Raw genomic sequence first — 22,364 nt, 5'->3', positions numbered from 1 at the left:
CGAGGTGGAGATTTGCGACGTGGGATTATGAATAAAGGATGGATACTAATCCTCGCTTTCCAAAGGGCGAATGATGCGTGAAAGGCCAGTTTGACGCAAAGCGGCATCTATACAGCGATTAACGGATTCCGTATCGGGCAGAATCATCACCTCTTCAAGCAATGTCTCCGCCTGCTGCAGGCTGACACTGCGAATAACCGATTTAACTTTGAGCAAACTGGTGGCACTCATAGATAACACATCGTAGCCCATGGCCATCAACAGCAACGCTGCGGCCGGGTCACCGGCCAGCTCACCACAGATGCTTACCGACACACCCTGACTGTGGGAATCCTTTACGATTTGATACAACGCGCGCAACACTGCCGGGTGCATGGAATGGTAGAGATCAGCCACCCGTGGGTTGTTGCGATCAACCGCCAGCAAGTACTGAGTTAAGTCATTGCTGCCCACTGAAAGAAAGTCTACGCGGGCGGCAAAGTCTCTCGTCTGGTAGACCGCACAGGGGACTTCGATCATCACCCCCAACGGAGGCATCTCGATGCGATGACCCTCTTCCAGCAACTCCCCATAGGCCCGGTGAATGAGCATTTGAGCAATTTCCAGCTCACTGATATTACTCACCATTGGCAACATAATTCGCAGATTATCCAGCCCTTCACTCGCCTTAAGCATGGCGCGAATCTGCACCAAAAAAATCTCAGGGTGATCGAGTGTAACGCGAATACCTCGCCAGCCGAGAAACGGGTTTTCCTCTTCGATAGGAAAGTAAGGTAGAGATTTATCTCCACCCACATCCAGCGTTCGCATCGTGACCGTATGAGGTGCAAAGGCGGCCAGTTGGTCGCGGTAGGTTTGCCGCTGCTCCTCTTCACTCGGGAAGCGATCGCGCAGCATAAACGGAATTTCGGTACGATAAAGGCCCACACCTTCCGCGCCACGCTCGATGGAAATCATGGCATCGGCCATCAATCCGGTGTTCACCCACAGGGCAACTCGATGATGATCAGTGGTTTCACAGGGAAGTTCTTTCAATACCTCCAGGCCGGCAACCAGCTCGACATCTTCATCAACTATGGCCTGATACTGTTCTCTAAGACCATCACTCGGATCGCTGTAAACACTGCCACGATAGCCATCGACAATCACTTCTCGCCCCTCTAGGCGAGTAAAGGGCAAATCAACAGCCCCCATAACCGTGGGAATGCCAATAGAGCGGGCAAGAATGGCGATATGGGAATTGCTTGAGCCCCGCGTGGAGACAATACCCACCAAGCGGCCCTCTGGTACTTCAGCCAATACCGAAGCGGTCAAATCTTCACCGACCAGGATGGTGTTTTCAGGGTAAATCAACTCTTTTTTCGCCGATTCCTGCAGGTAGGCCAGCACCCGCCCCCCCAGATCTCTTACATCGGACGCACGCTCTCGCAGATACGGATCACTCATACTGGAAAACGTTTTTACGTGATCCAGAATCACCTCACTCCAGGCATAAGCTGCCCCGAGGCCGCTCATAATTTTTTCGGTAACTTCACCGCCCAACGCAGTGTCATCAAGCATACCGATGTATGCATCGAACAACACACGCTCTTCTTTATTGAGTCGATTTTCCAGCTCGGCAGCAAGCTTTTTAATATCCTCTCGAACAGCAGCCAAACCCTGCTGAAAGAAAAGCAGCTCATCCTCGACCGCATCGCACGTTTGATAGGGAACCGAGTACAGATCGGCCAATGGCGACACCACCACGCACTGGCCAATCGCCACGCCAGCCGCGCCCGGCACCCCCATAAAGCGGGCCTCGGATTTTTGCCCTATTGTGCGCAAAGCACCGGTTGCTTCCGCGTGAGCAATGACCGCCGCCAACTGTGCCGACATCGTGATCAGAAAGGCTTCTTCGCCCTCGTCAAACTTACGCTTTGCTCGTTGCTGCACGACGAGAACACCGAGTATCTGGCGGTGATGAATAATGGGCACACCTAGAAACGAGCAAAAACGCTCCTCTCCGGTTTCGGGAAAATACTGAAATTTGGGATGGGATTCGGCATCTTCCAGGTTAAGCGGCTCTTCCCTAGCCGCCACATAACCAACAAGACCTTCGTTCAGCGACAACTTTACCTGGCCTACCGCATCTTTGTGCAGACCTTTCGTTGCCATCAATGTAAAAGTAGCATTAGCGTTGCGCAAGTACACCGAACAGACTTCGGTGTGCATCGCTTCCTGAATACGGGTAACAATAATCTCCAGTACAGACTGCAGATCTGCTGCGGCATTAACCTCTTGAACAATACTGCGCAGCGAATTTAGCATGCAGCCTCCTGGGCAGCAGCGGTCAGACGATTGTGTACGGGCGCCAGCTCTTTCATTGCCCGACGGTAGACCTCGCGCTTAAATGCGACCACATTTGACAGTGGGTACCAATAGCTCGCCCAGCGCCAGTCATCAAATTCTGGCGGACCACCGACATTGAGTTTTACCGCATTGTCACTCGCTTTCAGGTGCAATAAAAACCATTTTTGCTTCTGACCCACACAAAGGGGTTCCTTCTGGCGCACCAAGCGGTGGGGCAGGCGGTATCGAAGCCAGCCCTGGGTAACCGCAAGCACATCAACATCCGCAGACAGCAGGCCCACCTCTTCGTGAAGCTCGCGATAGAGCGCGTCCTCGGGCGACTCATGTTCCTTAATCCCACCCTGGGGAAACTGCCACGCATCCTGCCCACCCACACGACGCGCCCACAAAACATTACCACTGCCATTTGCCAGCACAATGCCAACATTTGGACGAAAACCGTCGCTATCGATCACGCAAAACCTCTCCAGAAAACCTGCATTTTCAATTGAATATTCAGAAAGCTCGCCGGGATCAACACCGCCCAGGCAAACAGTGGCGAATATGCTGCTCTTCCAACCATCAACAGCCCCACACCAGGCTTCCCCATAAATGTTGTTATAATCGCCGCCCTATTGTTTCACAAAGAAGCATTTCTCAGCAATTCAGCCCAACCTGCCATTATGGGAGTAACTCTTTGAGTTTAGCAATTTTCGACCTAGATAATACGTTGATTGCCGGTGACAGTGATCACGCATGGGGCGAGTTCCTAATAGAGCAAAACATCGTCGATGGTGAAGCCTTCAAACAGGCCAACGACCAGTTCTACCAGGACTACCTCAACAGAACTCTCGATATTAACGCCTATTTACGCTTTGCTCTGCAACCGCTTACCCGCTTTTCCATGACTGAACTCTGCGAACTACACCGCATCTTTTTCGACCAAAAAATTACACCGATTCTACTCCCCAAAGCCGAGGCCTTAGTCACAGAACATCGGCAGAAAGGCGATAGAATACTCGTGATTACCGCCACCAACCGTTTTATCACCGAGCCCATCGCCCAAGCTCTAGGTATACACGAGCTGCTTGCCAGTGAAGGAGAGGTGGTTAACGACCGCTACACCGGTGAGCCCACGGGTACCCCCTGCTACCAAGAAGGTAAGGTACAACGGTTAAACCAATGGCTTGAAAAAGAAGGTGAAAGTCTTAGCGGCAGTCATTTTTACAGCGACTCCGCCAACGATCTACCTCTACTAGAAACAGTTGAAACTCCGGTAGCCGTCGACCCCGACGACAAACTACGTCAAGTGGCAAACGAGCGCAATTGGGCCATAATCAGCTTGCGCTAGACAAGCACTCTAAAAATACCAGCAAGGATACAACCAATATGGCATCTCGCCTGTTAGCCATCATAGCCTTAAGCGTGCTTTCATTTTCGTTCGCCGGCTGCGAATCAAAAAAAGAAACAACCGACAAAACAGCAGCCGATATAGCCCCCAACGCACAAAGCGAACTGTCACCACAAGCAGCGATAGAGGCCACTAACATTCTCTGGCTGGCGGGCACCAAAGCGTTGAACAGCAGCCTAAAAGCAGGCCTCGAGCTAAATCAAAAAATCGAAACACTGCTGCTAAATCCAACCCAAGAAAACCTGTTAAATGCACAGCAATCCTGGAAGCCCGCTGAGCTGGCCTACCGACAATTCTTTTTCCACAGCCAACTGGGTATTGCGGCCCCCGAGATATTTACACCGCTGACAAAAGCCTGCTTTTCACTTGCGGCACACCCCATTCAGCCCGGCTATCTGGACTATTTTGGCGCTTATCAATACTCCGGCTTGGTACACGACATCAGCGTACAGCTCAGCGCAGAAAACCTTATGCATTCGCACGGAATGACGGACCCCGAAGATGTCGCCCTCGGCCTCTATGCCATCGAATATATGCTCTTTGGTGAAAACCATACGCGCCCGATAAGCGATTATGAAGTCGCGCTTACCCTTAACCAACACCAAAAACAAACCGGCTACAAAACAGTAGAGGAAACGCCCAACAATCGCCGCCGACACCTGCTCCAACTGCAAAGCGACATTCTGAAGGCCGACATTCAACAACTGGCCGACCTCTGGCAAGCGAGCAACAGTGGCTCACTAAAGGCTCAGTGGACGGACCTTACGGCAAACACCAAACGCAAAACGGTACGCAAAACCTTCGAGCGCGCCCTGACCCAACTTATTCTGCAGATCACCACCCTCGCGCCACAGGAGGATGCAGAACCTGCAAGCACAGAGGACATACAGCGATTAGCCGCGGATATACATTCACTCACAGTCATCGGCCCATGGCTAACCGAGGCACAGCGCAACGACGTTTCGCAGCAATTACAGCGGGCGGAGACCCTCTTGCAACAGCTGGTAACCGAAAGCGAGAATAAAGTGCTTTGGCAGCAAACCTACCAAGCCACTAAGGCGGCGATGGACGCCTGCAGGCGAAAAATTGATGTTTTCTCAGTAGATCGGCCCGAACAGGGCTAAACTAAACGGAGCCACTTTCTACTTTGCCACAACCTAAAGGTCGTCCGTGTCCACCGAGCTAACCCAGGAACAAATTCAGAAAGTTCTGCAAGGCATCGCCATACCACCTCAGCCGCAGGTAATGGTCGACCTACAGATGGAACAACTCAACCCCGACTGTAGCATTATCGAAATCGCTCGCCTGATCAGCCAGGATGTTGGGCTTTCCGGCAGCATTCTAAAAACGGTTAACTCCCCACTATATAAACACGCCAACACCATCACCTCCATTGTTCAGGCCGTGAACCTCTTGGGCGTTAACAGTGTCGTGAATTTGGTGAACGCGCTTACCATAAAAGGAGCGCTTTCGGACCACGATATTATTTCCCTCGGCCACTTTTGGGATATGGCGATGGACATTGCCCTGACCTCATCCCTTATCGCCAAACAAATTGGCGTGCCCAACCCAGAAGAGTGCTACACACTGGGTCTGTTCCATAACTGCGGGATTCCTCTGCTGATGTCCCGCTTCGCTCACTATAGCGACGTATTGATTGAAAGCTATGCCACCGGAACCGCTGGCATTACCGAGGTCGAAAATACATTAATCAACACCAACCACGCCGTGGTCGGCTATTACGTGGGTAAATCCTGGAACCTTCCCCGCTATTTATGCGAGGCTATTCACGAACACCACCGCATTATTCAGACCCTCTCTGACGAACACGCCAACGGTCGTAAAAAGACGTTGCTAGCCATACTAAAAATGGCCGAACATATCTGCGGTAATTATCGAGTACTGGGACAACACGACATTGATCACGAATGGCTTCGCATCGCCGACACAGTTCTCCTTTATCTCGGCATCAGCGAATATGAATACGCCAACCTCGAAGCCCATATCACCGAACTCGGCCTGGGAAACAACCCCTATTACGGCTAACTCTTCAGCTCCACAGCATCGGCACAAGCTACCGGCTTCCACCCAGGATAGATAACTACGAGATGGAATCTATAGCTCAATATAATTGGCGCCAATACCCGGGCGGAGCCCTGTCTCATTCGTAAACACCGCTCCCATATTGTAAATAATTTACGCGACAACCCTGCATTCCCATACCGTTTTTATGCCAATTGCATTTAACAAGCCCTGAACTACACTGAAACCAACAGTGTTTTTCAAACAAACCTGTTTAAAAAAAACATTATTGCTGGGAGCAACACCTTGGATTTTTTTAGACAATTATCTATACGAAAAAAAATATTGCTTATCCCTATTGTGGGCGCGCTTGGCTTTTTCACCTATCTACTCACCAGTATTCACATGCTGGGAATTGCAATTGAGCATTTGGATAATGCTCGAAACACCGAATTTCCTCTCTTACAAACCGCAAACGAAAATATTGCACGCGTTGAAAAAATCCAGGAAACCATGGCCTATGCCGTGACGTCTGCAGAAATTGACGTACTTGATGGCGCGCAAAATATTGCCGCCCAATTTCGCAACGATATACAGGCCGCAATCGCGCTTGAACCGGAGCTAAAACCCGAACTAAGCACCATTCGCCAAAACTTTGAGAACTATTACTCGATCGCATTTGAAATATCAAAGGGGATGATCGACGGTTCTGTTGACTTTTCCAAAGTGGGTGCACGTAGCGCGCAAATGAGTACTCATCTGGAGGAGCTTAAAACTGAGCTAAACAATTTTTACGACAGCCGCCAGCAAACATTCAACAATGCCTTTGATAGCGCCAACAACCAAGCGAATACACTTTTTACCGTAGGCATTGCAATTGGCGTCTTAACAAGCACGCTTTTAATCGGTGTTGGCATACTTATCAGCAATATGATCAAGTACAGCATTGATAGACTAACCGAACGCTTACGCAACATAGCCGAGGATAACGGTGATTTAACTGTTCGCCTGATGACTCGGCAAAAAGATGAAATTGGCGACTTGGTTAATTACTTCAACGGCTTTATGGATAAACTGCAAAAAACCATTCAACAGGTTGTGGAAACAGCGCCGCCCCTTGCTTCACTAGCGAACGACGTTAATGGTTTATCTATCGATATTACTAGCACCTTAAAGCAACAGAATCGCAGCGTGTCCGAATCTAAACACAATATCGAATTAATGAGCCACAGCGTTACGACGATTGCGCAAAATGCTGCGGAAGCCGCAAACTCAGCTCGTATTGCCGACGAATCTGCCGGCAAAGGACAGGAGATTGTGAGCAATACGGTGTCGAGCATTCAGCTGCTTTCCAAGAGTATTGCAGAAGCGTCCAATGTAATTTCCAAACTGGAACAGGATACGACCAGCGTCAACGTGGTACTGGACGTTATTAAGGGCATTGCCGAGCAAACCAATTTACTGGCGCTAAATGCCGCCATCGAAGCCGCACGCGCCGGTGAACAGGGCCGAGGATTTGCCGTGGTTGCTGATGAAGTTCGAGGGCTCGCCTCGCGGACCCAGGAATCAACAGAAGAAATTAATACCATATTGGCGCAGCTGCAATCGGCCTCTCAGGCAGCAGTGAAAACAATGCAGGAAAGTACCGAAGCGGTAGAAAAATCGGTTGCCGAAGCCAACCTTGCCGGGGACAGCCTACAAACCATCGGCGATACAGTAAACACCATCAACTCCATGAACGAACAAATCGCCAGCGCTACAGAAGAGCAGCAATGCATTTCGTCGGAACTTGTTGATGAAGCCGAGCGCATGAGCCAACAGTCTCAGGAAACGGCAGGTTCTGCCAATCAAATGAATGAAGTCAGCGAAAAGCTGAATTCCCTCGCACTGAGCCTGGAACACATTACCCGACAATTTAAAGTCTAGGCAGCGTTGAATTGCGGGGGGGGTACCGCCCTGCAAGGTTTTCCTTGGTTTTAAGGTCCCGAGCAAGAAGTACAACACCGTAAATGGCGCATTGATCGCGCCGTCCGGGCCTGCTGACTTTCCCAATCTCCGCCTAGCCTCTTTTGAAAGACAGGCGTATTCCCGCAACGACACACCGTAATCTTCGCATTTCAAGCTCTCAGCTTCTCTGCGAGAGCAAATCCGCTACTCACGCGCCACCACCTTACCTTCTTCCGCGGCTACTGGTCTTGCCCGCGAGCAGAAGCTTCCCGAAGCAGCGCAAACAATACAGAAGGCTGGCACAATCCCCACCCAAAAAAAACCCCGGACATTCAATATGACCGAGGCTTATTATTTTTCAGTACTGATATTTTAGAAGCGGTGAACAACCTTTACGGCATCGGTAACACTTCTGGCATCAATATAACCAATGGTGCTCGGATTCTTAGAAACCAACTCAACCACTTCCTGATCACTCGCCAATTCTTTCAATGGCACCGCCTTCCCAGTAAATACCAGCTTAGCCCAATAAGATTTCATTTGCGACTCGCTTTTCCCAATAACACCAGAATCGAATGCTTTTCGAATATCAGAACCTTCCGTCTGATTTAACGCCAACGCCAACGACCCGCCCGGAAAGGCTTTTACTTTTGCAAGATAAAGCTTCTCCACATCACCTGCAGAAATACTAGCGTCATTTTCCGGGTGAACAATAACAACCGATTCAGCGAAGCCAAAAGAAGACACAAATACTAATAGCAATATGCCCAACTGTATTTTTGATCCAAATATTTTCATGTCTGCTCTCCTTAAAACAAAATATCAATAGAGGTAGACAATAAATCTACGTCGTTCATCATACCTTCTGCAGTCTCGTTTTCAGACTGAGTAAATTCAAGTTTGAATACCGCAGAAGAATGAAAGTTCCAGGCTACACCAAGCGTACTCGAAGACGTATTGGCATCGCCATCTGGATCCGTTATCGCGTGAGTAAAGTGAGGTGTGAAATCACCGAGCGTATAGCCAGCTGAAACGTACCAGGAAGAGGTTTCCGTCCCGGTATCCGCCAGCGTGTATTCACTTCTAAAGAGAAAATTTTCGTAATCCGCCATAAAAGCAGCCGCCTTAAACGTAACAGGCAACTCACTAACAATAACATCATCACCAATTTGAAACTCAACACCAATATCTGTGGTGTTATACAGCAGGCGAAACTTCATCCAGTCATAACTAAACACCGCGTTTAAACCCTGATTGTTCAAGGTATCAAAGTTACCCCCTTCTGTTTCCGCATCGATCGCGCCATACCAAACCTGACTTTCAATACCGAGATCACCAACGTATGTGGAATGATACAAATTCACGCCTTCAAGTGCAGCGGTGAAGGTGCTGTACACTTCAACAGGAGGGCGAATCCAATAGTAGGCATAACCCACATCCAAAAAGTCAGAAAAGTAGAAAAGCGGCAACCTGAAACGGCCAGCATTAAGCGCTAATTTTTCGGTAATATCATAGGATAGGTACGCCCAGTCGACGGTCATATCATAATCATTGGCGCCCTTTGCAACCATCTGCACCGTACCGCGCAAACGATCAGTAATAATCGCCTGAGCCTGAATACCAACCAAGGATTCCGGATCAAAGCGAAAATCCTTGTCATAGGTCCCCCCGGTTGTGGGTTCAACCTGGTACGTATCATCATCATCGAGCGTAATACCTGTGGCCACCGACATAAAACCGCTCCATTTGATCTCCGATGCCAATGCCATTGGCGCACACAAAACTGCGCCAGCTAGACAACCTGTTAATGTTTTTGCCATTTTCATATAAGCGACTCCCTCATGTATCTTGATGCGATACATTTCCCTAGATTATTGTGTGACCTGGAAATAAATTCCCCGCCTCTCGCTCAAAGTATAGACAAGATATTTTTTTACGAGAGCCGTATTCTGATTGCGGCCCCAACTAATAAAAAAAGGATAATAAATTTTTTACTCTCAAAAAAAACCACATTATTTTCCCTTCGAAATTTGTATTTATTGTTGATCGAGTCTGCATAGAAAACGGAACGGTCCAAAACAAAAAGGGACACCAATAAATATTTTGACGTCAAATTGGCGCCTCTTAAGTCAAGTTGAACGCACAACGATTAGGGTTATTCTCGAAGATTGTGCAGCCCGGTTAAACCGTGCAGACCCAAGCCAATCATTAGCGGCAGGGAAGCCCTGCCCAAAGAAGCGAACAACGCCGACGCAAAAGAACGCGTATCCAGCAAGCCCAACACCATCACCCACATCAATACGGCTGCGCTGGACCGTTCTGCTCGGGAGCCATCTACAAGCAAACGAACCGTTAAAGAACAAAAAAGCCCGCAGGCTTTCACCGGCGGGCTTTTGGGGAATCAATAGTCGTTCTACGCTGAAGCCTGCTAGTCGTCAGCCTCAATAGAATCTTTATATCCTTCAACGCTGAGCATACCCTCCAGCTCGGAAGGCTCGCTGAGTTTAACCTTAAAGAACCAGCCCTCATCGAAAGGTGATTCATTAACCGTTTCCGGTGCATCTTCCAATGCTTGGTTAACAGCAACGACCGTACCGCTCACAGGCGCATAAATATCGGAAGCCGCCTTAACCGACTCCACCACACCGGCCTCTTCTCCAGCATGCACCGCACTGCCGACTTCCGGTGTTTCTACATACACCACATCGCCCAGTTCCTCTTGCGCGTGGTCAGTAATACCGATGGTTACAGTGCCATCTTCCTCCACTCGCACCCACTCGTGGCTGGACATGTACTTCAGTTCGGATCGGATCTCACTCATGTTGGTTTCCTTAAAACGGTCAATCTTAAAAAGCGGGTATTTTAAACCAGTTTACTGCCATTACGCACGAAACAAGGCTTAACAATTGCCACCGGTAGCTCTCGCTTGCGCACCTGCACAACGGCCTGCCCACCGAAACCAACCGGTACACGGGCGAGCGCAATGGAACAGCCCAGGGTGGGCGAGAAAGTACCGCTGGTAATCACCCCGGCTCCCTCAACCCCGTCGCACACAACCGGTTGTCCCTCGCGCAACACGCCTTTATCTGACAGCACCAAACCCACCAGCTTGTGGCTTATACCAGCAACTTTTTCAGCTGCTATTCTGTCGCGACCGATAAAGTTACGCTCGCCGGGCTCCCAGGCTACGGTCCAAGCCATATTTGCTACCAGCGGCGAAGTATCGTCATCCATTTCATGACCATACAAGTTCATTCCCGCTTCCAGGCGCAGGGTATCGCGTGCACCCAAACCACAGGGCTGAACACCCTCCTCCGCCAGTGAGCGCCAGAAACCGGCTGCGGCTTCGTTGGGTAACATAATTTCGTAGCCGTCTTCACCCGTATAGCCCGTGCGGGCGGCAAACCAATCCTGCTTACCCGCATCCGCCAGAAAAGCTCCCTGAAACACCTTCAGGTTTTCAATCGGTGAAGCATCGACCAGACCCGCGACCTTATCCCGCGCCTGTGGGCCCTGCACCGCAATCATCGCCAACTCGTCGCGCTCGGTAATACGGATATTAAAGCTACCGGCCTGCTGGTTAATCCACGCCAGATCTTTTTCCCGGGTTCCGCAGTTCACCACCAACCGATAGCCAAATGCCATCAAGTACACAATCAAGTCGTCTATCACGCCGCCGTTTTCGTTCAGCATACCCGTGTATAACGCCTTACCCTGCAGCTCCAGCTTTGCCACATCGTTGGCCAGCAAATACTGTAGAAACGCCTTCGCCTGCTCGCCCTCCACATCCACAATGGTCATATGCGAAACATCGAACATGCCCGCACCTTCGCGCACAGCTTTGTGCTCTTCAATTTGCGAACCATAGTTCACCGGCATATTCCAGCCACCAAAGTCCACCAGCTTGCCGCCCATCTCGCGGTGCACTGCCACCAAGGGAGTTTCTTTTAACATAGCGTATTCACCTCAATAATAAGGCCGCATTTTACCCTGTAAAAGGCTAAACGTCCGAAGACTAATGTAGAAAAGTAGTATTAATCGCATTGAGCATGCGGAAGAGCCCCGCTACTGTCCCACAAGTTTACCCAAGAAGGGCCTGATATTTAAATGTGGCCGTAGGCAGTCTGACCACAGGAATTTAGGAAAGAATTCACTGCGTGTAGGAGGGAAAGAACGCCGAACTTATGTCAACACGCGACTCTCGTTCACAAAGAACCCCATTAGCGAGTTATGGGACAGCAACGCCCAATCTTTTTTCTCGGCAATCATTAGCCTGAAACCCCAGCGGGCTCAGTGTGACGCACTGAACAGCTAGGTGACCATGAAGTTATATTGATTACGCTACAAACGACAATCACAGGCCCACAAATTCCGCTGAGTCCTTGCGAACGTCCTATACCTATATATCGGCCGAGTGTGCCAGACGGAATTACGCATTTATCCGCAAACAAGCAATCCCTCGACAATGGGCTCTAATTGCCAATACCGTGTGGGCATACAAGAGTTAACAAATACGAATTCACTAAACTGAAAACCTGCATCGCCGTAGCATGGCATCGAAAACATTCAGCCCTTTAAAACCCTCTACTTTTTAAGAATTTTTTTCGACTAACCGACACTACCGTGTCACAAATAAAACCTAACGCAAAAAATTGCAAAACGATACGGATATCCTAGACTAGAATGTAAGTGATCTCGCCAGAGCTTATTATTTTGGCCTGTACGCACACATTAAGGTTTATGGATTGAACGTATTTTTCGAATTTTTTAACAAAAAAAACCTGTCACTACTATTAGAACAAAAGGATTTTTTATTGGCTTCCATTCATTTTATTAGACGTTCTATTAACCCATCGACTGGCGCATAAAACAAAATATATTTACCGCTATGCGTATCCAAAAACAACGGAGCGTTACCAATAAAATAATCGGGTCAATACTATACAACTGAATACGTGTCACGCATTTCATCGTCAATGCCGCATGGCAACGATATGAGTTCATCCTTAATATTTATTGCGGATAAGTTATAAAAAAAATCATTTAATGCGTTAGATATTCTAACCTGCACGCAATCATCAACTACCCCGGATTCGTCCGACCACAAAGAGGGTATTTAACAATGCTTAATAAACGACTATTAACCCTAGCGTTCTGTACACTCGGGTTGTCTTCTGGCGTTTCCGCCGAAATCGCTTTCAATGGATTCGCCACCTTCGCAGGAGGTTTAACATCGTCCGACGACGAAACGCTACAAGGCTATGACAACGATTTAAGTTTTGATCAAGATTCAAAACTCGCCATTCAGGCTCAGGGCAACCTGGGTGAGGGGCTGACCGCCGTTGCGCAAATTATGGCGAAAGGCAGTGAAGACTGGGACGCAAAACTCACATGGGCCTATATTGGCTGGGAGGCGACTGAAAACATTAAATTCCTGTTTGGTCGGCAGCGCGCACCTTTCTACGCCTACTCCGATTTTCTCGATGTTAGCTATGCCTACCATTGGATTACGCCACCGGCAGGTGTCTACAGCATACCCTTTGACAGCGTCAACGGCATCGGCATGGCCGTAAATAATCAGCTCGGACCCATGGATTCCACTGTCCAAGTCGTTATCGGCCGCAATAGAGAAAGCATACTCGTCAACGACACTTACCAAGAATCCGATTTGTCCAATATGGTAAACCTGAATTGGTCACTAACCTATGACTGGATCACCTTTCGAGTGGCCTATTCACAGGCGGATTTGGCAATTACCATCGATGAAATTGACCGGCTAACCGACGGCTGGAGCGCTCTGCACGACGCAAATGCAACCATTCCCAATTTTGCCACCGAGATCCGTACTGACGATGGCAATGACACCTCGAATTTTTTCGGCGCCGGATTTAACATTAGCTATGAGGATTTTATTGTTATCGCGGAATACACAGAATCCAGTACTGAAGGCAGCTTTTTGCAGGAGTCGCAAGAAGGCTATTACCTCAGTCTTGGAAAGCGTATGGGCGCCTTCACGCCGCATATTACCTACGGCGCGAATGAAGATACGCCAACCAGCACCGACTTTTTGGAGACTGGATTACCGCCCGCAGGTGCCTCCGTAGATATAGACAACCTCGTGGCCGCCACTCAGGGCCTTTTTCAATCAACGGCCCACGACTCAGACTACCTAACGCTAGGTTTACGCTGGGATTTTCACGACTCTGCGGCCTTTAAAGCCGAATATACAATGTATAACGACAATCTGTTAGACGAAGACCAAAATCTACTGCGTTTTGCACTTGTCACTGTATTTTAAGCTGGAGAGAAGCCGACATGAAAATCACTCATTTTGTACTACCGATATTTATTATTTTGTCACTATTATGCACAGCCACAGCGTGGGCAGAAACGGCCGTTATCGTACATCCGTCTAACAACGACACTCTGGATCAACAAACAGTGAACAAGCTCTTTTTGGGGAAAATAAAATCGTTTCCCAGCGGAGGTTCCGCTCTTCCCATTAATCAATCTGCAGGCTCGGAAATACGCACGGGGTTTGAAGATTCGGTACTGGGCAAAACCTCCAGCCAAGTTAAAGCCTATTGGTCTCAGCTGATATTTACGGGTAAGGCCAACCCGCCAAAAGAGGTGGCTAGCGATGCCGAAATGAAGCAATTGATTGCATCCAATCCCAGTACTATCGGCTACATCGACGCCGCTAACGTCGACTCAACGATAAAAGTGATATTGACCTTCTAGAGTCGTTATCTTCATCTGGCGATGAGCATTTTCCAGCTATTCCAAGCTAGTCGCCTTCATGAGACAAAACCAACCGTCAGCGTCGAGAGGGGCGCTGGCAGTTTCAGCCCATATTTCAGCGCCTCGCTGAGCCCCCATATACTGACGAACAAACATTGGAGGCCGATTTCACCGAGCCTACAACATCGATATATTCCCACCACCAAAGTACCACCCATATAACCGTACCCCGCCACCACCGGAGCTTATTTTAACCCGGCGTATTCGCATCAATAATAAAGCTAAACGACCAATAGCGAATGAATAAACTCGGCACGGGTACATCCTAGAAATTAATCTTAGCGATCTCAGCACTTGCGCAGTGTTCGCTTTAATAACGTTAGCTCTCGGCGTGTATACCTATAAAAATGAAAAAAATAGCCGCCGTTAATACCATCCCTCTATTATACATCCGCATTCATTGCCGCCTTACACATAATTTTTACTTGTTCTTACCCAAGCTAACCCTCTACTATTACCCTGCCCTAAAAGGAAAACAATAAAAGAGCGGCCTAAACAATGATTGTTGTCCCAACAGAAAAACAGTTCGACTGGCGGCATGCGCCGGTGGTTCTTTTTTTAATCGTATTGCTCAACGTCCTTATCTTCTTCATCTATCAGTCCGGCGACGCCGAAAAATACCTCGAAGCTGTGCACGCCTACGACCGCTCTGGCTTTATCGAACAGGAATGGCCGCTACTGAAAACCTACCTGAAAAGCAAAGGCGAAACCGACACCCTTATTGAGCTTACCAAAGATTACGAAAGCGGAAATAACCACGATCATCTTTCGAAAGTTCTCTTGCGGCAGGATTTTTACCAGCACCTCACACAGATCGCACGCGACTCTTTCGATCACGAGCTCTACACCCGCTGGCAGCACGAACGCAAAGCGATTCAGGAGAAATTTAACTCCCTCAGCCCTATCGCCCACGGACTTACCGCCAGCACATTCAAACTCAGCTCATTACTTAGCCACCAGTTTTTACACGGTGACGTTATGCACCTGCTGGGCAATATGTTCTTCCTTGTTATATGCGGTTTTGCCGTGGAAGCCGCTATTGGTCACTGGCGATTTTTAGTCTTCTATCTTGTTGGCGGCTTCGCAGCGGGAATGGCCCAGGTCGTATCTAACTGGGACAGCAGCGTTCCGCTTGTCGGTGCCTCGGGAGCCATTTCTGCGGTAATGGCCATGTACCTCGCCGTGTTCCGTTTTCGCAATATCGAGTTCTTTTACTGGATATTTTTCTTTGTCGGTTACTTCCGCGCACCGGCGCTGCTAATCTTACCGTTTTATATTGGCAAAGAACTGTATAGCTACTATACCGATCCCGAATCCAACGTTGCCTTCCTAGCTCACGCAGGCGGCTTTGTCGGCGGTTGTTTTCTTATCGCTGTGTCCCTATTAGTCGATCGAAAAACGATTAACAAAGAATATATTGAGAACGATCAAAGCCCGATAGACGAGCAGCAGCAGCGCATGGCCGAAATTTATCGCGCACTGGAAAAATACAGTTTCGCGCACGCGTACAAGCTGGCTAACGAAGCCATAAAAGAGTTTGGCGAAACCTTCGATCTGGCGGTGATCCGTTTTAATTTACTGAAGATATCCAAGGGTAAAAATTATCCACAAAGCGTACTTCGACTGTGGCAAATGAAGCGTTTACTACCCCATGAAATAGAGCGCCTGGAGAAAATATGGTTCGATCATCCCAAACTGCACGACCAGCTGGATGACGAAAGCGCTATCCGCCTGGGAATGCAGTTTTCCTCCCTTGAACACCCCATCGCCGCAGAACAGATTATTGATATGCTGGCAAAACGCGCCTGTAAAAACCCTTCGTTTATCATCTTCGCACAAAAACTGTCGGGAGCTTTTGCCAGCCTCGGGCAAAAACAAAAGCAAACCCAATACGAAGCGCTGGCAAACCAACTAGCGCAGGGAGGGCAACATGGCGCACTGTAAATACCACCCGCTAGTACCCGCCACCTATGCTTGCCCAGGTTGCGCCATCAACCACTGCGATCAATGCGCTGGTGAAACCAACCGGCACGGCAACACCCTCTGCCATTTTTGCGAAAAGCCGCTAGACAGCTTAGGTACTGGTAGCTCGGCAGAACCGTTTTGGCGACGCCTGCAGGAAGCCTTTCGCTACCCCCTTAACGGCCACGCGCTGCCACTTATTATCGGCATCTCTGTGGTCACCACACTGCTATCTGCCATACCTTTGCTTGGCTTTATTACCTTTATTATTTATCTGGCACTTACCGGCGCCATGCTCAAATATTCCTTCCGCTGCCTGGAGCGCACCGCCTCCGGTGAAATGAGCGCGCCGGATATAGGCGACGCCTACGAAGGCGGCTTAACACTGCTAGGTAAATTATTTTTAATGATCATTATTCCCAGCGGCGTTATCACGCTGGTGGCGGCCTATATCAGCGGAGCGCTGGCAGGTTTTCTGGGTACCGTCTTGCTTATTAGCTTTCCTGCCATTCTGATTCAGTTTGCGCAATCGGAAGAAGTGATTGATTCAATCAACCCGCTCAATGCCATTAAACTGATTTTAACAATCGGGCTACCCTACGGTGTGCTTATCGCTTTTATTATGATAATGATGGGCTCCGTAGGCATCATTAACGAACTCCTTGGCTCCTACTCTTCCATCATTACCCGCGCGCTGCAATCAACGGTTTCCAATTACTATATGGTCGTCGTCTTCCATATAATGGGGTATATGCTATTCCAGTATCAGGACAAACTCGGCTACTCCGCAAGAGCAGACAACCTCAATGCGCCGCGAGAAAAAGAAGACATTCTCAGCGCGAAAATAGATGTGAATTTGAAAGAGGGCAACTACAACGAGGTCGTAGCATTATTTACAGAAGCGCTAAAGGAATTCCCTAGCAGCAAACATTTCACACAGAACTTTTTCGATTTCTGCTGCAATACCAAAAACAAAACCTTAATTGGCGAAAGCGCCAACCACTACCTGCGGTGGCTGCAAAAAAACCGAGAATACGATGCCTTAAACATCGCCTTCTCCACCGCTACCCGCACCTGCCCCGACTTTATGCCCGACAATCCCGGCGTTCGCCTGCAACTGGCAAAAACCTGCAGAGCCAAAGGGATTCCCGCAACGGCCGTAAAACTGATTAACGGCATGCACAAAGCTTTTCCGAAATATTCCAATTTGGCCGAGGCTTATACCCTGCTGGCAAATGCGCTAGACGATCTAAACAAACAACCCCAGGCTGCCAAATGTCGCCTGATGGCCGAGCAGCTAAAAAAGCGAACCCCCAAAACCGCAGCACAAAAGCCAATGGCCAACCCCTTTGCAGTAAAGGACGTTTCCCCCCATGCGGCACGCACAGAAGAGAACCCCAACGAAACTCCAGCGGAAACCCACAACGAACCCAAGGAATTGCCGCCAATTGAATTTAAATAAGCCCGCAAACAATCGCTGACAACAATTCGGCTTCACCTCGACAAACCGGTGTGATACAAAGCACCGGCTAATCCCGCATTCACGCCCAGCCCAGCTAATTAATCCATGCCGACATTTGCCCAAAAACTCCTCAAGTGGTTCGACCAGTACGGCCGCAAGAACCTGCCCTGGCAGCAGCCCATCCATCCCTATCGCGTATGGGTGTCTGAAATTATGCTGCAGCAGACGCAGGTGGAAACCGTTATCCCCTACTTCAACCGCTTTCTGGAACGCTTCCCCACACTCGAAAGCCTGGCCAATGCCCCCCTGGACGACGTTCTCCACCTGTGGACCGGTCTCGGCTACTACGCCCGCGCTCGCAACCTACACAAGTGCGCGCAAACCGTACAAGCCGAACACCAGGGGCAGATGCCCAGCGACGTCGAATCGCTGGAGGCGCTACCCGGAATCGGTCGCTCCACCGCCGCCGCCATTGCCAGCATCGCCTACGAACAATCCACGGCCATCCTGGACGGTAATGTTAAACGCGTGCTCGCCCGCCACCATGCCGTCGATGGCTGGCCGGGTAAACCCGCCGTGCTCAACCAACTGTGGCAGCACGCCGAGCAGCATATGCCGAAGAAACGCTGCCGCGACTACACCCAGGCGATTATGGATTTGGGCGCCACCGTCTGTACGCGCTCCAAGCCCCAGTGCAACCAGTGCCCCGTCGTGTCCACTTGCCAGGCCCACGCCCAGAGCAACCCGCAGGACTACCCCGGCAAAAAGCCCAAAAAGACCCTGCCCATCAAACAAATACAAATGCTGCTAATCCACAACAAATCCGGTGAGGTTTTACTGGAGCAACGGCCGCCAACCGGCATTTGGGGCGGCCTCTGGAGCCTGCCGGAGCTACAACAGACCGAGGATTCGAAAGCCCATATCTCGGAGCATATAGGCAAAGTGAGCACTCACATAGAATGGCCGCAACTGCGCCATACCTTTAGCCATTACCACCTGGACATAAGCCCTATAGCGGTGAAACTCGCCAAGGTTTACCCACAAATAATGGAGAACAACCGCCAGCTCTGGTATAACCTCCAACAACCTCAGAACCTCGGCCTTGCCGCCCCAGTCAAAAAATTACTGGAGCAGCTGGGCACCCGGCTGTAACCAAGGAAACCCTATGTCACGCACTGTATTCTGTCGCAAATATCAACAGGAACTGGAAGGCCTGGCCGTGCCACCACTACCCGGCCCCAAAGGCATAGACCTGTTCGAACACGTATCGCAAAAAGCCTGGAAGGAATGGTTAAGCCACCAAACCATGCTCATTAACGAAAAACAGCTCAACCTTATGGACATGACCGCCCGCACCTACCTCGGCGAACAAATGAACAAATTTTTCAGCGGTGAAAACTACGACCAGGCCGATGGCTACGTGACGCCAGAAAACACAAAACCCACAAGCGAAGGCTGATCAAGAAATTGCTTCCAACCCCTTGACTAAAGCCACACTAGAAGGTTTAATACGCGGCCTTCGCAGCTTAGCTTTAACGCCTCGCTGATGAAGATTTGCCCAGATAGCTCAGTCGGTAGAGCAGGGGATTGAAAATCCCCGTGTCCCTGGTTCGATTCCGGGTCTGGGCACCACTCCATAAAAAAACCTCGTCCACTTGGTCGGGGTTTTTTTATGCCTGGAATCCAAGGGCCGATGAAAACCAGCCGGAACCACTGAAAGCGTGATACTTGTTACATTGAACTCAAACATTACTAAAACTGGGGGGCAACTAAAAATGGAGACACACCCCACAATCACTTCGTATTGCGCGCCCTCCAAACACGAAGACAACCAAAACGGAGGATTTATTTCAAGCTCGACCTATGTGTTCGGCGCTTCAAAAGATAACTCTAAATTTATTCACGGTACGTTGCGATACCGCTAATACGTCGGCTCCATGCGTTATGCAACGTAGAGAGATAGTGTAAATTTTAAAAACACCATTAGACCTTTCGCTAATTTTCGGGAATTTCTACCCTTACTTTTGTTTTAACAGAATTAGCTATAAAACAATGTTCGTGAGACTGGTGATGAATCTTTTCAACACCCTCTCTTGATGGAATACGCTCTCCCGTAAACACGACTTTGGGCCGGAGAACAACATTAGTCATAGATATTTTCCCCGACGTATCTTCCTCCATTACCCCTATTGCATCGTCCGTATAGCTCTCCACGACATACCTTCTCTTTGCCGCGAAAGATAGAAAGAAAAGCATGTGGCAGCTCGATAGAGACGCTACAAAAGCCTCTTCCGGATCAACATTAGCCTCAACTGAATATGGAAGAGGTACCACATGCGGGGATGACGATGCGGGCACACTGACCCCACCATCAAACTCCCAAACATGGCCGCGACTATACTTATTATCGATATAGGCCTCACCCTCTCCTCGTTTCCATTTTATCAATGCATAATACTCTGCCATATTCGCTCCTTTTTAGATAAGTTACGCTAAACACTTGTAAGCCTAAGTGACCACCCCGCAGAAATTCTGAAGAGAGCTATTCATCTTCTATCAATACCGTAATCATTCGCAACCGCTCTGAAAAATCTAACGGCACATTTTGCATCGGCTATCATCCCATCATAACCTATACCGTTTTCTATATCGGCAAGTCTGTAGTTGATGGACAAGGCCACGTAGCCATTTTCCGCTAGAGCTATTGCTTGGTTTTGTAGATTTTTCTTGCCTCATGAATCCCAACCTCCACCATGAATCATTACAACTGCTATGTCTCTTACTGTGGAGTGAACATACGCTCTTACAGCAAAGCGAGCGAACCATATCACTCAAAGTTTTCGCCTTGAGCGGGCAATTTTACCCCACCTTTAAGGTAACCATTTGAAGTGGAACCGTAGCACTCGCTTTCTACCTCGAAGGTGTTAACACTAAGCAATAACAGACCTGTAATTAAGTGCTTCATAGCTTTCCTGAGCACTAACAATATTATTAGCTGTTTTACCAACACAACCGATTTCCCACCATTATCAAAATAATGAATTGGGGGCTTGCATCGCAACATCTCGCCAGCAGGGAAGGGTTTACAGCGTGTTTGCGAGGTAAACGCGTAATTCATAACGGCCACAGCGTCTGACTCTAAGCACGCAATAAAATCGACAGAGCCTCGGAATTCAAAACCATTAAATACGAACCTGCAGTAACTCAGTTCCATCGATCAATCGTGGGCTTTTTTACGAACGCGCCAAACCAAAAGCCCCAAGGCGCTCGGCAAACTTCAGCACCGTAAGACGTGTGATCGAAAAATATCCCCAAGCCAATAAATGCCCCGCCGCCTTTTTACCGTTCCCCCAATGCTCCCTGTAGCGATTTGGTTGCTACATTCTTATAAGAAACTTACCTTCACACAACATTGGCACTCCATCACCCTCTCTAAGGTAATCGCTTCAATTTGTTTTCACGCAGTGCATATGTAGATGTGGCTCAGTTGTATTACCCGAATTCCCAACCCTGCCGATCATTTGGCCCTGGCTCACTTTTTCGCCTTCGTTCACCAAAATACTGCATTTCAGTAAATGGGCAAGTAGAATATAAATATTACTTTCTACGCTCATTACAATATGATTTCCGGCAAGATTTACTTCATCTCTTTTGGGCGGAATCGAATCGCCTAAACCATCAATTACTTTCACGATTATACCGTCCTTGGGCGCATATACGGGTTCGCCAAAAATGAATTATCTGTCCGATTTACTGGGATATACGCCCTTACATCGAAATCCAAACTTATTTAATTTCATAATATCTAAAGCATATCTCTGCGCACCAACCAAATAATAATGATGATGATGATGATGATGATGATTAATAATTTTTGATGCACCTCCATGTGCGATATAGTAGTTTCCGTTTTTCAGGGGGAAGTTACAAACAAGAGGAGTTTCTTTTGTTTTTCGTCCAGCAATTACCTTAAATAGAAAAACAAAAAACAGTAGACTAACAAAAACCCCAATTACGTATTCTGACAGCCCACTCCGAACGCTGAACAATCCTTTATCGATACGAAACCTATAAGCAAAAAAAATGGCCGAAAGCAATAGTAATACATACTAGCGGGTCACTAATAATCAATACGGTTCATTTGAAACCTGTATAATAAAAGTCATGAAAAATGACGCAAGAAAACTTAGTACAGAAGAGCAGCATTTAATTCGTAAGATAGCAGTGCAGCGAGTGCATGATGGTGAAAGTGCGGCCGAAGTGACACGCAGCTTCGGTCTTGGAAGCCGAACAATTTTCACCTGGTTGCGTTTAGCGAGTGAAAAAGGAATTGATGCTCTGGCACCCAAAGCACGAACTGGACGCAATCGAACACTATCCGATCTTGAAGAGCAAGAAATAAAAAGGAGCTAATTGGCGGAGACCCTCGAC

At 48.7% G+C, this 22,364-nt stretch carries 21 protein-coding genes and 1 tRNA gene; 12 read left to right on the top strand and 10 right to left on the bottom strand.

Annotated elements, in window-relative coordinates; genetic code table 11:
* Positions 1–45: 45 nt before the first annotated feature.
* Both ptsP and H5715_RS17525 read right to left on the bottom strand, forming a co-directional pair.
* Positions 46–2,307, bottom strand: coding sequence for a phosphoenolpyruvate--protein phosphotransferase (gene ptsP / locus H5715_RS17530; protein WP_075184826.1), 2,262 nt, complete (start codon positions 2,305–2,307; stop codon positions 46–48).
* A complete protein-coding gene (locus H5715_RS17525; RefSeq protein ID WP_075184825.1) occupies positions 2,301–2,804 on the bottom strand; it encodes an RNA pyrophosphohydrolase in 504 nt (167 codons plus the stop codon). Before H5715_RS17525 ends, ptsP begins: the two co-directional genes overlap by 7 nt.
* A 221-nt stretch (positions 2,805–3,025) precedes the next feature.
* On the opposite strand from H5715_RS17525, the gene H5715_RS17520 reads away from it, so the two are divergent.
* The 4 genes from H5715_RS17520 to H5715_RS17505 all read left to right on the top strand — a co-directional run bounded on the left by H5715_RS17520 (position 3,026) and on the right by H5715_RS17505 (position 7,687).
* A complete protein-coding gene (locus H5715_RS17520) occupies positions 3,026–3,679 on the top strand; it encodes a histidinol-phosphatase (protein WP_083607948.1) in 654 nt (217 codons plus the stop codon).
* Between the two features lie 38 nt (positions 3,680–3,717).
* Entirely contained in the window at positions 3,718–4,863 is a 1,146-nt protein-coding gene (locus H5715_RS17515; protein ID WP_139309736.1) for an imelysin family protein, read from the top strand.
* A 46-nt stretch (positions 4,864–4,909) separates the two neighbouring features.
* Entirely contained in the window at positions 4,910–5,785 is an 876-nt protein-coding gene (locus tag H5715_RS17510; RefSeq protein WP_075184823.1) for an HDOD domain-containing protein, read from the top strand.
* Between the two features lie 282 nt (positions 5,786–6,067).
* A complete protein-coding gene (locus tag H5715_RS17505; protein WP_075184822.1) occupies positions 6,068–7,687 on the top strand; it encodes a methyl-accepting chemotaxis protein in 1,620 nt (539 codons plus the stop codon).
* Positions 7,688–8,080: 393 nt separating this feature from the next.
* Here H5715_RS17505 and H5715_RS17500 read toward each other — a convergent pair whose 3' ends face one another.
* The 5 genes from H5715_RS17500 to gcvT form a co-directional block, all read right to left on the bottom strand.
* Positions 8,081–8,506, bottom strand: a complete 426-nt coding sequence (locus tag H5715_RS17500; RefSeq protein ID WP_075184821.1) for a type 2 periplasmic-binding domain-containing protein — start codon at positions 8,504–8,506, stop codon at positions 8,081–8,083.
* An 11-nt stretch (positions 8,507–8,517) separates the two neighbouring features.
* A complete protein-coding gene (locus H5715_RS17495) occupies positions 8,518–9,534 on the bottom strand; it encodes a hypothetical protein (protein WP_075184820.1) in 1,017 nt (338 codons plus the stop codon).
* 329 nt (positions 9,535–9,863) lie between these two features.
* A complete protein-coding gene (locus H5715_RS17490; RefSeq protein WP_185906566.1) occupies positions 9,864–10,052 on the bottom strand; it encodes a hypothetical protein in 189 nt (62 codons plus the stop codon).
* A gap of 84 nt (positions 10,053–10,136) precedes the next feature.
* Positions 10,137–10,529, bottom strand: a complete 393-nt coding sequence (gene gcvH, locus H5715_RS17485; protein ID WP_075184817.1) for a glycine cleavage system protein GcvH — start codon at positions 10,527–10,529, stop codon at positions 10,137–10,139.
* A gap of 41 nt (positions 10,530–10,570) precedes the next feature.
* On the bottom strand, positions 10,571–11,662 hold the full coding sequence (gene gcvT, locus H5715_RS17480; RefSeq protein ID WP_075184816.1) for a glycine cleavage system aminomethyltransferase GcvT: 1,092 nt from the start codon (positions 11,660–11,662) through the stop codon (positions 10,571–10,573).
* A gap of 1,168 nt (positions 11,663–12,830) precedes the next feature.
* Here gcvT and H5715_RS17475 point away from each other — a divergent pair.
* The 7 genes from H5715_RS17475 (at position 12,831) to H5715_RS17445 (ending at position 19,565) form a co-directional block, all read left to right on the top strand.
* A complete protein-coding gene (locus tag H5715_RS17475) occupies positions 12,831–14,006 on the top strand; it encodes a porin (protein WP_075184815.1) in 1,176 nt (391 codons plus the stop codon).
* Positions 14,007–14,023: 17 nt separating this feature from the next.
* Positions 14,024–14,449, top strand: a complete 426-nt coding sequence (locus H5715_RS17470; RefSeq protein WP_075184814.1) for a type 2 periplasmic-binding domain-containing protein — start codon at positions 14,024–14,026, stop codon at positions 14,447–14,449.
* A 558-nt stretch (positions 14,450–15,007) separates the two neighbouring features.
* Positions 15,008–16,453: a rhomboid family intramembrane serine protease gene (locus tag H5715_RS17465; RefSeq protein WP_075184813.1), complete on the top strand. Its 1,446-nt coding sequence runs from the start codon at positions 15,008–15,010 to the stop codon at positions 16,451–16,453.
* The gene (locus tag H5715_RS17460) at positions 16,440–17,933 is read left to right on the top strand and encodes a DUF4013 domain-containing protein (RefSeq protein WP_075184812.1); all 1,494 of its coding nucleotides are present in this window, start codon (positions 16,440–16,442) and stop codon (positions 17,931–17,933) included. Before H5715_RS17465 ends, H5715_RS17460 begins: the two co-directional genes overlap by 14 nt.
* Positions 17,934–18,038: 105 nt before the next feature.
* Positions 18,039–19,085 (top strand): A/G-specific adenine glycosylase, encoded by a 1,047-nt coding sequence (gene mutY / locus H5715_RS17455; RefSeq protein ID WP_075184811.1) that lies wholly within the window; start codon positions 18,039–18,041, stop codon positions 19,083–19,085.
* 13 nt (positions 19,086–19,098) lie between these two features.
* Positions 19,099–19,392, top strand: a complete 294-nt coding sequence (locus tag H5715_RS17450; RefSeq protein WP_075184810.1) for an oxidative damage protection protein — start codon at positions 19,099–19,101, stop codon at positions 19,390–19,392.
* A 97-nt stretch (positions 19,393–19,489) separates the two neighbouring features.
* Positions 19,490–19,565, top strand: a tRNA-Phe gene (locus tag H5715_RS17445).
* A 363-nt stretch (positions 19,566–19,928) separates the two neighbouring features.
* Here the strand turns inward: H5715_RS17445 and H5715_RS17440 are convergent.
* The 3 genes from H5715_RS17440 to H5715_RS17435 all read right to left on the bottom strand — a co-directional run bounded on the left by H5715_RS17440 (position 19,929) and on the right by H5715_RS17435 (position 21,667).
* On the bottom strand, positions 19,929–20,399 hold the full coding sequence (locus H5715_RS17440) for an OsmC family protein (RefSeq protein WP_075184809.1): 471 nt from the start codon (positions 20,397–20,399) through the stop codon (positions 19,929–19,931).
* Positions 20,400–20,479: 80 nt separating this feature from the next.
* A complete protein-coding gene (locus tag H5715_RS20665) occupies positions 20,480–20,638 on the bottom strand; it encodes a hypothetical protein (RefSeq protein WP_425507048.1) in 159 nt (52 codons plus the stop codon).
* A gap of 741 nt (positions 20,639–21,379) precedes the next feature.
* On the bottom strand, positions 21,380–21,667 hold the full coding sequence (locus H5715_RS17435) for a M23 family metallopeptidase (protein WP_083607947.1): 288 nt from the start codon (positions 21,665–21,667) through the stop codon (positions 21,380–21,382).
* A gap of 430 nt (positions 21,668–22,097) precedes the next feature.
* Here H5715_RS17435 and H5715_RS17430 point away from each other — a divergent pair, with 430 nt between their 5' ends.
* Positions 22,098–22,346 (top strand): helix-turn-helix domain-containing protein, encoded by a 249-nt coding sequence (locus tag H5715_RS17430; protein ID WP_185906565.1) that lies wholly within the window; start codon positions 22,098–22,100, stop codon positions 22,344–22,346.
* The last annotated feature ends 18 nt before the right edge of the window (positions 22,347–22,364 follow it).

The organism is Teredinibacter haidensis, assembly GCF_014211975.1.
Classification (GTDB): Bacteria; Pseudomonadota; Gammaproteobacteria; order Pseudomonadales; family Cellvibrionaceae; genus Teredinibacter; species Teredinibacter haidensis.
The sequence above is the reverse complement of the archived record's forward strand: the minus strand, read 5'-3'. Positions and strand labels throughout refer to the sequence as shown.